Source organism: bacterium, from assembly GCA_016703265.1.
In the GTDB taxonomy this organism is placed as follows: Bacteria; Krumholzibacteriota; Krumholzibacteriia; order LZORAL124-64-63; family LZORAL124-64-63; genus CAINDZ01.
In genome coordinates this window covers 111342-125418 of the sequence record JADJCK010000004.1, presented here as the reverse complement: position 1 = coordinate 125418, position 14077 = coordinate 111342, and the positions used below count along the sequence as shown (strand labels likewise).

The 14077-nt window shown below is 61.1% G+C and carries 16 protein-coding genes; 11 read left to right on the top strand and 5 right to left on the bottom strand.

Annotation, left to right across the window (positions count from 1 at the left end):
• The first annotated feature begins 132 nt into the window (after window positions 1-132).
• From IPG61_07830 to IPG61_07785, 10 genes are all read left to right on the top strand, one after another.
• A complete protein-coding gene (locus IPG61_07830) occupies window positions 133-453 on the top strand; it encodes a HigA family addiction module antidote protein (GenBank protein MBK6733990.1) in 321 nt (106 codons plus the stop codon).
• 151 nt (window positions 454-604) lie between these two features.
• The gene (locus tag IPG61_07825; GenBank protein MBK6733989.1) at window positions 605-865 is read left to right on the top strand and encodes a BrnA antitoxin family protein; all 261 of its coding nucleotides are present in this window, start codon (window positions 605-607) and stop codon (window positions 863-865) included.
• Between the two features lie 400 nt (window positions 866-1265).
• Window positions 1266-1937: a hypothetical protein gene (locus IPG61_07820; GenBank protein MBK6733988.1), complete on the top strand. Its 672-nt coding sequence runs from the start codon at window positions 1266-1268 to the stop codon at window positions 1935-1937.
• A gap of 354 nt (window positions 1938-2291) precedes the next feature.
• Window positions 2292-2894 carry a hypothetical protein gene (locus tag IPG61_07815; protein MBK6733987.1) on the top strand — a complete coding sequence of 201 codons (603 nt, stop codon included), beginning with the start codon at window positions 2292-2294 and terminating at the stop codon, window positions 2892-2894.
• Window positions 2895-3025: 131 nt separating this feature from the next.
• The gene (locus tag IPG61_07810; protein MBK6733986.1) at window positions 3026-3694 is read left to right on the top strand and encodes a hypothetical protein; all 669 of its coding nucleotides are present in this window, start codon (window positions 3026-3028) and stop codon (window positions 3692-3694) included.
• Window positions 3695-5125: 1431 nt separating this feature from the next.
• On the top strand, window positions 5126-5707 hold the full coding sequence (locus IPG61_07805) for a hypothetical protein (protein MBK6733985.1): 582 nt from the start codon (window positions 5126-5128) through the stop codon (window positions 5705-5707).
• 1745 nt (window positions 5708-7452) lie between these two features.
• On the top strand, window positions 7453-7743 hold the full coding sequence (locus tag IPG61_07800) for a nucleotidyltransferase family protein (protein ID MBK6733984.1): 291 nt from the start codon (window positions 7453-7455) through the stop codon (window positions 7741-7743).
• A gap of 26 nt (window positions 7744-7769) precedes the next feature.
• Window positions 7770-8075, top strand: a complete 306-nt coding sequence (locus IPG61_07795) for a DUF86 domain-containing protein (protein MBK6733983.1) — start codon at window positions 7770-7772, stop codon at window positions 8073-8075.
• Window positions 8076-8211: 136 nt separating this feature from the next.
• Entirely contained in the window at window positions 8212-8664 is a 453-nt protein-coding gene (locus tag IPG61_07790) for a hypothetical protein (GenBank protein MBK6733982.1), read from the top strand.
• 374 nt (window positions 8665-9038) lie between these two features.
• Window positions 9039-9461: a hypothetical protein gene (locus IPG61_07785; protein MBK6733981.1), complete on the top strand. Its 423-nt coding sequence runs from the start codon at window positions 9039-9041 to the stop codon at window positions 9459-9461.
• 473 nt (window positions 9462-9934) lie between these two features.
• On the opposite strand, the gene IPG61_07780 is transcribed toward IPG61_07785, so the two are convergent.
• From IPG61_07780 to IPG61_07760, 5 genes are read right to left on the bottom strand one after another with little or no spacing between them, the layout of a single operon-like run.
• Window positions 9935-10489 carry a transposase gene (locus IPG61_07780; GenBank protein MBK6733980.1) on the bottom strand — a complete coding sequence of 185 codons (555 nt, stop codon included), beginning with the start codon at window positions 10487-10489 and terminating at the stop codon, window positions 9935-9937.
• A gap of 21 nt (window positions 10490-10510) precedes the next feature.
• Entirely contained in the window at window positions 10511-12115 is a 1605-nt protein-coding gene (locus tag IPG61_07775; GenBank protein MBK6733979.1) for an IS66 family transposase, read from the bottom strand.
• A gap of 19 nt (window positions 12116-12134) precedes the next feature.
• Window positions 12135-12494: an IS66 family insertion sequence element accessory protein TnpB gene (gene tnpB / locus IPG61_07770; protein ID MBK6733978.1), complete on the bottom strand. Its 360-nt coding sequence runs from the start codon at window positions 12492-12494 to the stop codon at window positions 12135-12137.
• Complete coding sequence (locus IPG61_07765) at window positions 12488-12793, bottom strand: hypothetical protein (protein ID MBK6733977.1); 306 nt, start codon at window positions 12791-12793, stop codon at window positions 12488-12490. The genes tnpB and IPG61_07765 overlap by 7 nt, the downstream gene beginning before the upstream one ends.
• Window positions 12794-12821: 28 nt before the next feature.
• A complete protein-coding gene (locus IPG61_07760) occupies window positions 12822-13610 on the bottom strand; it encodes a transposase (GenBank protein MBK6733976.1) in 789 nt (262 codons plus the stop codon).
• Window positions 13611-13797: 187 nt separating this feature from the next.
• Between IPG61_07760 and IPG61_07755 the strand changes: the two genes are divergently transcribed.
• On the top strand, window positions 13798-13980 hold the full coding sequence (locus IPG61_07755; protein ID MBK6733975.1) for a hypothetical protein: 183 nt from the start codon (window positions 13798-13800) through the stop codon (window positions 13978-13980).
• Window positions 13981-14077: the final 97 nt, after the last annotated feature.

Sequence of the window (14077 nt, the reverse complement as noted above, 5' to 3'; positions counted from 1 at the left end):
GCTCGTTCGCGTCACGTGATACGGAACGGATCTTTCTTCGCGAGCCGGTGTGGCGCATCTGCTTCCGCTGGCAGGCAGGCGATGCCCTCGACGTCGAGATTGTCGACTACCACTGACCCGGAGCGAGTTCCCATGGCCGCCAGAAAACCGAAGCCGGTCCATCCGGGCGAGATCCTGCAGGAGGAATTCCTTGTGCCGCTGGAGCTGAGCCAGAACCAACTGGCCCGCGACCTCGGCGTCCCACCCCGACGCGTGAACGAGATCGTCCTGGGCAAGCGGCGCATCTCCGCCGACACGGCGCTGCGCCTGGCGCGCTACTTCGGCACTTCGCCCGAATTCTGGCTGCAGTTGCAGATGGACCACGATCTGGAGAGCGAAAGGGACGCACTGGGCGACCGCCTGGTTGTCGAGGTCAAGCGCTGCCAGAGGAAGGCGTGCCGACGAACGGGTTAGGTGACTCTGCCCCCGTTGGCGCACGTGGCGTCGCCGGACGCCGTTGAGCAGAGTCTGATATATGTATATAATACAGATATGATCACTCCATGGGCTCCGGTCAACGCGACAGCGCCTGCCCGCAGTGCCAACGGCCAAGAAAGGAAACCCCATGAAAAAAGACTATGACTTCAGCAAAGGCCGCCGCGGTCCGTTGCTCACCCAAACTGGTAAGACCCGCATCACCATCTACATCGACGATGATGTCCTGGAGGAGTTTCGTGAGCGCGGCGACGCCAGCGGCCAGGGATACCAGACGATGGTAAATCAGGCCCTCCGGGACTACCTGAGCAAGTCGCGCCCGCCCGTGGACGCCCGCACCCTGCGCCGGATCCTGCGGGAAGAGCTCAAGCGGGCCGGCTTATGTCCATGACGGCGTGCCAGGCTGGCCGCGTGCCGGCGGCCAGTGGCGGTACAGTTGCCCGCCTGCCGATTATCGAGACCCGGCCAATCGTTTAGCGCAGCCTGCGCGCACGGCCGCATGGAGATGGCGCCCGTGGTGTCCGATGTGCTAGGATACTTCAGATCGCGGAGACATGGCGGCTTGCTTGGGGCGGAAGAGCTTTGCGGCCGCCGATGATCGCGACTATTGCTCTGTCCCAGACTCGTCCTTAACTGTTATCAGGAACTCGCCCAACAGGCCCAGATCCGACCGGATTCGTATTGATTCGTGGGCGGGGTGTTGGGATAACAGCTTAACGAGAACGTGACAATTAGGTGTTAGGCGGTCGGAACGCCGGCGGCGGCAGTCGCAAACTATGGAAGGTGATGTCATGGCGATGATATGCCGGACGATCTTACTGGTCATCGCACTTTCCGGGATGAGCAACGCGGCCATCGGCGAAGTGTTCACGCAGACGTTTTCTGCACCGCCATGGTATTCGTGCTATGTGAATTCTGCGCAATGCATGGCTATCGACGTGGACCTTGGCTTTGGAGTTGCACACCCCGACAGCGTGTGGATTGAACTTTCCGGCGTCTCGCATCAAGGAGTAATAATCATCGTAACTGGCGACAACCCCGTACACTACCGCCCATGCCAGGATGACCTTCTGGTGTCGTTCAGAGGCGAACCTGAGCCCGAGTGTACGTGTATGTGTAGTCCGCATCCTGATGGTGTGATCGACTGCTACGGAGCGCGGTTGGCCCCCACTGGGGATCTGCAGCCTTTCGCCATCGCGAAGAAGATGTCCGGGCTTGAGCTAGTCGCCTCGGGTTGCCGGTACGCCCATGAGGAGCTTGATTCAGATCCCGACTTCGGCAACATTTTTCTCGATGGGCATGCTGTGCTTTCGATTCGCAGCTTGAACGACAAGGACTGCGATTGGGGCAAGTGCTTCAACGGGTATGCCGATATTGCACAGGTCACGGTCCACATCGCATATAGTGCGGCGATGCCGACGCAGTCAGAGACCTGGGGTGGTCTGAAAGCCATCTATCGGTAGCCGTGTCTGAATCAATGAGTGATCGGGCACTGCCACGGTCACCGTCCCGTTGATGGTGGACATGACACTTGTTGGGCCGAGCGCATTTGTCGCGCGGTGCCTGGAGATGCCCATGAAGCGACGGCTGTTGGTGCCTAACCAGAGCTTGCAGCAGACGAAGCCGCCTGTCACGTCGCCTGCTTGCGCAGGCGCCGCGTCAGCCGTCTTCGCTGCTGAAGCCGGTGTTATGCAACTCGGCGCACCGATAGAGCGCTGCGTATGTTGGGACTATTGGCTGAGCCACGGATCGCGGGTGATCAACTGGGTTGGAGCGCGCAACCTGCGCAAATGTAGTCAGACCTGGGAGGCAATTTCATGAGAACCTTCATTTGGGCTTTGGCGGCACTTGCGCTGCCGATCGCCGCTCTGGCGCAGATTGAACAGCCCGAAAACCTCTTGGGCGTGTACTTTGACGAGAGTGCAGCTTCGAGTGGCCGTACTGCGGCGCCATTTGAATTGTTCAACGCGTACGTAATTCTGAGCTATCCCACAATGAGCGCCGTTACAGGGTGGGAGGCCGGAATAGACTTTTCAGACCCGGTCCACATGCTGCCGGCGGTCCTGCCCCATGGTGGCTCGAACAGTTTGGCGGCGCCACAGTATTCAGTAGCTTATACGACACCATTGCCGTGCGGCGCGACGACGGTCCTCATGACCTTGCCGATGTTCCTTTCGACGCCAGAAACGCGATGTATCGGAATGTTCGCGGTAGACAGTCCCTCGATACCCGGGTCGCTTCCAGTTCTGTTCCTGAATGACAGCGGACGCCAACAGGCACAGGTGGACTTTCTAGGTTCTGGCAATGCGGTCGCGCAGATCAACGGGAGTTTCCCGATTCACGGGGGGGCGTGGGACTGCGCCGGTGTTGTGCGCAATGAGGGGTGCACATGGGGCGTGCTCAAGAGCAGGTACCGCTGACGCAGTGTGATGCATAACCAGAGCTTGCAGCAGACGAAGCCGCCTGTCACGGCGCCTGCTTGCGCAGGCGCCGCGCCAGACGTCTTCGCTGCTGAAGCTGGTGTTATGCCGACAGTCCAGGGGGTCGAGCTGTGAAAACGATTTGCGCCGTACTCTCCATTTGTGTCGCGTTCTTCGGTGCCGCATCGGCCGAAGTCATTACACGGGTGTTTGACAATGCGCAGTGGACGAACACCGAGCCGAATAGCTACTTCATGGACCTCGAGATCGACTTGGGATTTGGTGTCTCCACAATCGACAGCGTCTGGATTGACATCACGGGCACGAGTGCAATTGGCACCAACACGGTCTGTTTCGGCATGGGAACAACCGGCACCATAGGTTGTCGAGATCTCGTGTTCTTGTCCTTCATTGACGAGCCATCCCAGGGAACTTGTCCGGATGGTGTAGTGTCACCGGACGGGATCATGGACTGCATCGCTGGCAGCTTCATGTCAAGCGGAGTCGCTGCTCCATTTGCGGAATCAGTGCATCTAGCTGGGGTGGAGCGCACTCAGTCTTGGCTGCCAGCATTTGGCGTAGTGGAGCCCCGTCCCCAGTGGGGAGACCTGTTTTTGGATGGCCACACCACGTTGCGCATCCGTGAGATTGACGCGCTTGGGGGCTTCGGCTGCAGCGGACCTCGGCCCTGTGAGGGTGGACTTGCCGACATCACGGCGGTTACGGTGCATGTTGCATACGACTCCGCTCTTGCAGCACAGTTGACGACATGGGGCACGGTCAAGGCCTGCTACAGATAATGGAGAGCGGCGTGCGGCATAACCAGAGCTTGCAGCAGACGAAGTCGCCTGTCACGTCGCCTGCTTGCGCAGGCGCCACGCCAGCCGTCTTCGCTGCTGAAGCTGGTGTTAGATTGCTGGGGACGAACTTGAGACGCAGCGCCACGATATTGCTCGTATGCGGCCTGATTGTGGGCTGCGACAACGCACGCGCCGATGAGCCTATGGTGGTCAGTGAGATCGCTCCGTATGTTCAGGCGGCAACGGCGTTCGTGGTAGAGCGCATCGGCACGGAGATGTACCTGCAATCAATGAAGTACACCGGTATCAACGTGGCGGCGCCGGATAGTCACGCCTTTGCCGTGCATTTCGAATATGCGCCGCCATCTGCGCCAAAAGAGCGGGTCAGGTTTTCCGTTCGTGCGAGCGACTCAGAGCCATGCCGGGCGATCGGCGGACCCATCCCCAATTGCCGGCAGAGCCCTCAACTTTGCGAAGTAAGAATCTCGCGCGGCGACGCCATTCAGGCTGCACGTGATCACGGGCTGGAATTTGGCGGTAGTGATTGTAAGACCGAGCTTTGCACGTTCGATGGCATACCGGAATCGTGTGGGCCGTGGAGGTGCGTATCGTCGACGCAAAGGATCGTGTCACTTCACAGACGGCGGTGATCGATGCGAGCACTGGTCGCTATATCGACACTCTGACTGGGTGGTCGATACCGTGATCCGGTGCGGCGCAATCTAACCAAAGCTTGCAGCAGATGGTCACGGCTGTCACGGTCCGTGCAAAGCACGGCCCGCGCCAACCGCGCCCACTGCTGAAGCTGGTGTTAGCTGCTGAAAGGTGGGCATATGTCGTCATTTGTGTTGGCAATCGTCGCCATGATGATCTTGGTGCCAACTGTTGCCGCGGGCCAGGATCCCTTCATGATCGGAACGTGGGAGTGGATATCGACGAGCTACACCGCCGGTGGAGAAGACACTCCGGCCACTGTTAGCTACACCCGGCAAATATCGTTCAATGAGGATCACACGTTCCTCACATATCGCGATGAAGTCCCGCAGATGTCCACATACTGGGCTGTAGGTGAAGTCTATGCGCCACCTGCCTTCATCCAGTTTACCATGACCGGAGAAGGTGACACGTGGTGGGACATAGACTTCTCATACGACGGTACGCTGTACATGACACTTCGCGACTATCAAGCGCTGCCGTCCGGGAGCGTCGGGCCGAACACAAAGACCGAACTCTACCGTCAGCGATCTCCAGTTGCGACGGAAACATTCAGTTGGGGAGATCTCAAGGCGGGGTCTTCGGGATGTTGGGTCGGCGCGCAGCTAACCAGAGCTTGCAGCAGACGAAGCCGCCTGTCACGGTCCGTGCTTGCGCACGGCCCGCGCCAGCCGTCTTCGCTGCTGAAGCTGGTGTTAGAATGCACGCGAGGTTGGATTGACGATCAAATCGGCATGGCTGACTGTCGCGGCGCTGCTCTGTGCGATGTGGGCGGCACAGGATGGGCGCGCCTACGTCGTACATCTGCCCGATCAGGAGGCCAGCGCGATCGCCGAGGCCGATGTCGTTGTAGTCGGCCGGCTGTTGGAAACGCTCCCGTTTGATGAACGCGTGCCCCTGCGAAAGAGCCCGCTGGTGGTGGACCAGGTGTTCGCTGGCGACATCGCGGTGGGCGACACGCTGCAATTGCCATGGTCCGCTCGTGAATGGCACCCGGCACCCGATTATTCGGCTGGCGCTACTGAGGAATTCCCGCGCGCGGGCGACTATGCGGGCACAACGGCACTTTGGGTGCTGGAGTACTACCACGGTGATGCAATTGACAGCCGGTACAAGTATCCGGGCGTACCGTTTGTACTCTCGCTGGACAATCGCGCAGAACTGGACCATTTGCTTGTCCTCATAGAAGAGCGATTGTCTGCGGCGCCCGACGATAGCGAGAAGAGTAGCGAGCATCGCCGCATTGAGGCCGTTGCGCATCGTTTGCGCGAGTTCTTGGAAGAACGCCATGAGCGCTAGTGGTGCTGAGCATTCTAACCAGAGCTTGCAGCAGACGAAGCCGCCTGTCACGTCGCCTGCTTACGCAGGCGCCGCGCCAGCCGTCTTCGCTGCTGAAGCTGGTGTTAGAATGGGAAGCGGACTTGCAGCGAGGTGCGTCATGAAATATTCGCTTGCGGTTGTACTGGTTCTTGTTTGTCTGGCAGCGGCGCCGGCACTTGGCTGGGACTTCACACCAGGTCCTGACTATTGGCCGCTCGACTGGGCCAACATGTACATATATATCAATGGTAGGCCGCGCGATCGAAGTAGTCACTAATCCTTGGGGAACAGCCGGGTTAGACAGGACAGCATATGCATGTCTGATGCGGGGTGGGAGTGGACGAAGCACGACATGTTCCAAATTGATGCGTCCGGCGACGGACGCTCGCCAGCGTTTCGTATGAGGACAGGTCGGGCGTGGCATATAGTTGGGAATATTCACCTCCATTGAAATTCATCGATGATCCACTATTCGTCGGCAAGTCATGGACTAGTAGCGGCACGGCAGTTGGTACCACAACAGAGAGCTTCCAACATCAGTGTGTTGTGGAGCGTGCCGAGACAGTTGTGACGCCAGCCGGGAATTTCGATGCTCTGGTCCTGGTGGAAACAGACCTACAGAACACCCATCATGAGGGGACTTACTACTTGGCGTGGGGTTACGGTGCAGTAATGCTCCCAGGTGGCTACCGGCTATTTGGGACGCGCGAAGCCATCGGCGTGGAATCAACGTCGTGGGGTTCTGTGAAGGCCCTCTTCAGATAGGCGGACGCGCTTGGGACCATTCTAACCAGAGCTTGCAGCAGACGAAGCCGCCTGTCACGTCGCCTGCTTGCGCAGGCGCCGCGCCAGCCGTCTTCGCTGCTGAAGCTGGTGTTAGGCAGACCGTTGGGTGACAGCCGGGGGGGATTCAACAGAATGCTATCGCCTTCGAAACTGTTGCTCGCACTTGCCGTAGCCGGATTATCCATCACGCTTCCTGGCGGCCATGCAAACGCGTGCTCTTGCGACGGACGTTCTGATGTGGCGGCCGAGCGCGACGGCTCTGATTATGCGTTTCTTGGGCGCGTGGTGAAATCTTTCGCCCCTGGTCCGCGCGCCATCTCAGCGGAAGACACCACGATGTTGATCTGGTCGAACGACATGGTACGGTACGAGATCGCCACGTTGGCACTTTGGAATGGTGCGGCTGCCGACACACTCATCGTGTACAGCGAGCGGGGGTCGAGTTCTTGCGGATTCCCGATGGTGGAAGGTCACAGCTATCTGGTGTTCGCTACCTACTATAGGGGAACGGTGTCACAGCGCAGTCGAGAGAGCGTCGCATGGGCGGGCGGGAAGCCCGATCATCCCCCACTGACCGTAAACGCATGCACGAATAGCTGCGAAGCGGACGACTCGAGCGAAATCGTTGCGCTGATGGGTCCGCCAGAATGGAAACCGCGGCCGCCCGCGCCGAGGGAGTAGGGCGTGCTAACCAGAGCTTGCAGCAGACGAAGCCGCCTGTCACGGTCCGTGCTTGCGCACGGCCCGCGCCAGACGTCTTCGCTGCTGAAGCTGGTGTTAGACAACCTGGACGGCCTGCGCCCTTACTTTCAATCTTGGTACCGGCGTTGCGAGTTGCGGGTGCAGCGCAGCGCATCGCGCAATGTGATAGCTGATCGCCAGTTGCGGTGCCGCCATTTCGTCGCATATAATCGCGCTGAACCAAATCGGAGGGCCGCATGACGACCATCGAAACACTCAAATCTCGACGCGAGCAAGTACTCGAAGTTGCTCAACGCCATGGCGTTACGTCAATTCGCGTCTTTGGTTCAGTTGCCCGCGGCGAGGAGACCGACGCCAGTGATATCGACCTTCTCGTAACTACCGGACCATCGGTCAGCTCTTGGTTCCCTGCACGCCTGATTTTGGACCTTGAGGACCTACTCGGTCGACATATCGATATCGTGACTGAGGCCGGCCTGAATCCACATATCCGGAGCCAGGTCCTGGCTGAGGCGGTTGCGCTGTGACGAAGGACCGCGCGTATTTGCAGCATATGCTCGACATGATCGGGCGCATCGAACTTGCCACAGCCTCAGGGCGGGCTGCGTTCTTCGATTCGGTCATATTTCAGGACGCGGTACTTCGCAATCTCCACACGTTGACCGAGACAACGCAGCGGTTGTCTGCGGACTTGAAGTCGGCGCACCCGGAGATCGAGTGGGCGGCATTGGCGGCCTTTCGCAACGTCGTCGTTCACGACTATCTGGGTATCGACATAGATTTGGTCTGGACGGTAGTCAGTCGGGACGTGCCAGATCTCAAGGCCAAGTTGACGGAACTGCTTTCGTCAATGTCCTGACGGGTTGTTGTCTAACCAGAGCTTGCAGCAGACGAAGCCGCCTGTCACGGTCCGTGCTTGCGCACGGCCCGCGCCAGCCGTCTTCGCTGCTGAAGCTGGTGTTAGAATGGGAAGCGGACTTGCAGCGAGGTGCGTCATGAAATATTCGCTTGCGATTGTACTTGTTCTTGTTTGTCTGGCAGCGGCGCCGGCACTTGGCTGGGACTTCACACCAGGTCCTGACTATTGGCCGCTCGACTGGGCCAACATGTACATATATATCAATGGTAGTGGCCGCGCGATCGAAGTAGTCACTAATCCTTGGGGAACAGCCGGGTTTAGACAGGACAGCATATGCATGTCTGATGCGGGGTGGGAGTGGACGAAGCACGACATGTTCCAAATTGATGCGTCCGGCGACGTGACGCTCGCCAGCGTTTCGTATGAGGACAGGTCGGGCGTGGCATATAGTTGGGAATATTCACCTCCATTGAAATTCATCGATGATCCACTATTCGTCGGCAAGTCATGGACTAGTAGCGGCACGGCAGTTGGTACCACAACAGAGAGCCCAACATCAGTGTTTTGGAGCGTGCCGAGACAGTTGTGACGCCAGCCGGGAATTTCGATGCTCTGGTCCTGGTGGAAACAGACCTACAGAACACCCATCATGAGGGGACTTACTACTTGGCGTGGGGTTACGGTGCAGTAATGCTCCCAGGTGGCTACCGGCTATTTGGGACGCGCGAAGCCATCGGCGTGGAATCAACGTCGTGGGGTTCTGTGAAGGCCCTCTTCAGATAGGCGGACGCGCTTGGGACCATTCTAACCAGAGCTTGCAGCAGACGAAGCCGCCTGTCACGTCGCCTGCTTGCGCAGGCGCCGCGCCAGCCGTCTTCGCTGCTGAAGCTGGTGTTAGGTGTGGGGGCGACGGGCGTACTATGGTCCAGGGCCGTTGCGGCCGCAAAGCAAAGAGGCGCAATGATGAAGCGGAATATCTTAGCCGTGTTGGCCATGCTGGGCCTCGTCGTGGCCGGATGCGGCGAGAACGCATCCCCGCCGGGCGAGTTAGCGAATTTCAGTGAGTTCGATTTTGTGAACGCTTCCAGTAGAAGATTATTGGTAGTGGTACACCCTATCGGCAGTTCAGTCGTTGTTGAGGCTGGTGCAAGAGCTAATTTGCTGATTGTGGACGGCACCAGCACGACATTTCCGGCGCCGTCCGACGCCATTACGTGCATCTCGGTATACGACAATGCCTCGAGGCAACTGGTGTACCAGCAGTCGCCCGTGGTAGATGATGCATGGTCGGAGGTTAGAAGTGCTGTCAAGGTGGCGCACTACACGCTGGAATTGTCTGAGGACGATCTATCGAGCGTGGAGCTGCCCAACCTTTGTGGTCGCTAATTGGCGGCCCGTGTCTGCTGCGGCTGGTTACACCCAACCAAAGCTTGCAGCAGACGAAGCCGCCCGTCACGTCGCCTGCTTGCGCAGGTGCTGCGCCAGCCGTCTTCGCTGCTGAAGCTGGTGTTAGGCCGGCCAAAACAAAGGGAACTCGGATGTGTTGGCTCTTGGTACTGGCGCTAGCATCATTGACGAGCTCGTCGAGCGCCCGCGCGGAATCGCTGCCATCAGTCTCGGTCCCGGAGATGCTTCTGCCCGAGACGCTCACTGAAGTTGCATTGGGCGCTCCTGCGGATTCTGTTGTCTTGCGCGTCTCGTTCTATGCCTGGTCGGGCGATGGCAGATTCGATGGGGACGCCTATTTGGTGGTTGAGGAGATGGGTTGGCCGCCTCCGGGACCTGAGTACCGTATCGATTTCGGAGACACGAACGCCGGCAAGCCCGAAGGGCTATGGTCAAGTGTTGTGTATGACCGCTCACGCAGCGGCCTCCTCCATCACGCCGTCGATGAACTTCACGCCCTCGATGACTTTGCCCAAGAGCTCGTGACCGTCGAGCTTCCGCCACGTCCGCTGAGCACTGCGACATAGCTGGAACACCATCGTCAGCGCCGTCGTTCGCGAGAGGCATCCTCGCGTCTTGGCCGTGCGCAGCCGCACCGTCGAGAACGTCGACTCGATCGGGTTCGTCGTCCGCAGGTGCTTCCAGTGCTCCGCAGGGAAGCTGTAGAACGCCAGCAGCTCCTCCCGATCGCCGACCAGGCACGAGACCGCCTTCGGGTACTTCGCGCCGTACGTGGCCGCGAACGCCGCCATGGCCTTCTCTGCCTGTTCGCGGCTGTCGGCCATCCAGATCGCCTGCAGCCCCGCCTTCGCCTTCCCATGCAGATGCTTCGGCAGCTTGTTCAGCACGTTGCCCATCTTGTGGAACCAGCAGCGCTGGGGCTTCGTCGACGGATAGGCCTTGCGCACCGCCTTCCAGAAGCCAAGTGCACGTAAACGTCCGACGAACGGCATATTCCAGCCGCTCACGCTCAGTGGTATGGTCCTCAGTTACGCTTGATTGCTGCTGACGCCGGCCGCTGCCCGGCCCGCCAGCCACGCGCGCGGCGTCAGCTCTGCTACCCGGCTCAGGGGATGGCTTCCTACCCGCCGCAGCACGTCCGTCAGGTACTCGTGAGGATTGATGCCCAAGCGGCTGCACGTCTCGATCAGCGAGTAGATCACCGCCGCCCGCTCGCCGCCCGTGTCGTTGCCCGCGAACAACCAGTTGTTTCGGCCCAGCGCCACCTTCCGCATCGCCCGCTCGGCGCTGTTGTTGTCGATCGGCACCTGGCCGTCGCCGGCGAACACCGTCAACGCCGCCCACCTCGCCAAGGTGTACTGCACGGCCTTGCCGATAGGGCTCTTCGGCAACACCGACGGCAACAGCGCGCGCAGGTACGCTTCCAGGTCCTCAAGCAGCGGTGCTGTCCGCGCCTGCCGCAACGCCAGCACAGAGTCCGCCTCAAGACCCTCGTCGCGGGCCTGCTGCTCCACCTTGTACATCTCGCCGATCGCCTTGAGGATCACGGCCGCCGGCTGCGGGTCCGTCTTCAGCGCGTCGTGGAACTTGCGCCGTGCGTGTGCCCAGCAGCCGACGTACACCACGCCGTCTCGTGCCGCCACCGCGTCATAGCCCGTGAACCCGTCCACCACCAGGTAGCCGCGGTATTCCGCCAGAACCGCATCCGGCCACTGTCTACTTCGCGTCCGGCTGAAGTCGTAGAACACTTCGCCATGCAGGTTGGTGTACACCCACAGCCATCCGCGGAACGAACCGCGTTCGCCGTGTCTCAGGTACAGTATTGGCGTCTCGTCCGCGTGCGCGACCGGGCCGGCCAGCACCGCCCGCCGCAGCGCCGCGACCACCGGCCGCAGCAGGTCCGCGCTCCGGTCCACCCAGTCGCACATCGTCGCCTTGTCCAGATGCACGCCCTCGCGACGGTAGATCGTCTCCTGGCGATGCAGCGGCAGATGATCGGCGTACTTGCCCACCAGCACGTGAGCCACCACGTCGGCGCCCGCCAGGCCGCGCTCGAACAGCTTCTCCGGCAACTCCGGCCGCACGATCTGGTCCTGGCAGCGAGGGCACGCGTACTTGACCCGCACCGTCTGCCGGACGTAGAACTGCGCCGGGCGGCGGCCAAGTTCCTCGCTCGTCTCTTCGCCCAGCCGCCGCAACTCGCCGCTGCAGCAAGGGCAAGACAGGTCTGCGGGGTGGATCTCCGTCTGCACACGCTCCAGGTGCGCCGGCAGCGGCACACGGCCATGGTGGTTCGGGCGGCGCTTCTTCGGCGTCGGCGCGACCACCTCGGCATCGGGAGCCTCTGCGAGGCCGGGAGGAACCGTGACCAGATCCTCGGCTGCGGCGGCCACCGCGGCGTCGAGTTGCAGCGCCAGTTCGAGCTGGCCGGGATCGACCTTCTCGCTGCTGCGGCCATAGAGGCGATGATTCAGTCGTGCCAGGGCGTGCTTGAGGTAGGCGTTCTCGCTGCGCAGGTGATGCAGCTCGCCAAGGAGTCCATCCAGCAGCGGGGCATTGACCGCGCGCAGCGCTTCGAGTTCGGCTTCGTGATTGCGCGCGTTGTTGTCCATGCGCGCAGCATACACGATCACGCGCGCATTTCAAGCACGATCACGCGGAACTTGTAGTTTTCCGGCCGTACCAAGGGCGTTTTCGCGTGTCGCGCACATCGAGACCGCCGAGCAGCACCGCCAACTCCGTCGCCGTCAACGTCACGCGAGCCGCGCCCGCGGCCGGCCACGCGAACGTTCCCTTTTCGAGCCGCTTGCTCAATAGCCAGTAGCCGCTGCTCTCCCAGTGCAGGATCTTCAGGCGGTCGCGGTTGCGGTTGCAGAACACGAACAGGTGGCCCGAACGCGGGTCCTGGCCGATCACGTCCCGCGTCAACGCCGCCAGCGTGTCGAACGACTTGCGCATGTCGGTCGGGCCGGCCGCCAGGTAGATGCACACGCTTTCGGGGACGGTCAGCATTCGGCGAGCACGCCCAGCAGCGAGCGCAGCGCCGACTCGTCGCAGCCGGCGGGGATGCGCAGGCGGCGGCCGTCGGGCAAGGCGAGTTCGAACCACGACGGCGGTGTCGGCGTCGCGGCCGGGACCACGCGGACGAACTTGGGGGCGGTCGGCGGCGTCGGCTGGCGCTGCAGCCAGCGGCCCAGGGAGCCGACGCTGAAGTCGTGTCGCTGGGCGAAATCACGCTGGCTCAGGCCGCTGGCGTGGAACTGCGAGATGATGGTTGCGATCTCGGCGGGAGTACGACGACGGCTGGACATGAGGCACCTCCGGGTTGGGGAGGCGGCATCATGCCGCGAAATCAGGGGCGGGGGAATACGCGCGGGGTCGGACGCTTACAAGTGCACCGTCGCCGACCGCCAGCTTAGGCGACACCACCAAGCCGTGGCGTTTGACGTCCTCGAGCAGATCGAGCCAGGACTGCTCGCTCTCGCGGAACCCATCCTGGATCGCGATCAGCTCCTTGTCCCCGCTCGGCGTCGAGCCCATCAGCACCAGGATGCACTGCTTCTGCTCCTCAAGCCGAGCCTGGAAGTAGACGCCGTCGGCCCACACGTACACGTACCGCTTCGTCGACAGGTCGCGCTGGTTCCAGCCCGCGTAGTCAGCTTCCCAAGCCTGCTTCAGCCGGCTGATCGTCGAAGCCGACAGCCCCGGCGCGTTCGGGCCGAGCAGCGATGCCAGCGCGTCGCCGAAGTCGCCCGTCGAGACGCCCTTCAGGTACAGCCAGGGCAACAGGTCCTCGATGCTCTTGCTGCGCCGCAAATACGGCGGCAGGATCGACGACGTGAACCTGATCTGGTCGCCGGACGGCTCCCGGTCCCGCGCGCGCGGCGCCTTGACCTCGATGGCGCCGATGCCCGTCTGGACCTCACGCGGCTTGTGGAAGCCGTTGCGCACCACGCGCTGCCGGCCGTGCTCGTCCTTCTGGTCCGCGTACCGGCCCAGGAACTCCTGAATCTCGACCTCCAGGGCCGCTGCCAGCAGCTGGTGCGAGCCGGCTCGCAGGATCTCCGTCAGCACGTCCGTGGCATTCTGCTGTGGACCCGAGGCCCCGATCTGGCTTATCTTTCCCATGGCGTATCCTTTCCACCTCGTTTGAGGTGTTGGAGTTTGGCATGGGGAGGATACGCCGCTTTCGTGATCAGCTCATCCACAACTTTCGACTATAACCCAGCCCGAAGAATTGCAGGCAATGGTGTACAGTTGGCCAGCCAGCCGAATCGAAGGCGTCTACCTCAATCGCATTCGGCTAGAGCGGAACGTGAGAATTGTGACCCCAGGGATTATCGACGGCGAAATCGGTGGTCATTGTGAAAAACCGTTCAGGTTTGCCAAGTGGTTTGACCCGCATCGATTCGTTGTAACCGACGGCCGTGCTTTTTACGAGATCGAGTGGGTAGGGCCGGGGCGGCTCGAGCTGCTGTCGGTGCGGCGTGAGCTCTAGGGCGGCCTAACCAGAGCTTGCAGCAGACGAAGCCGCCTGTCACGGTCCGTGCAAAGCACGGCCCGCGCCAGCCGACTTCGCTGCTGAAGCTGGTGTT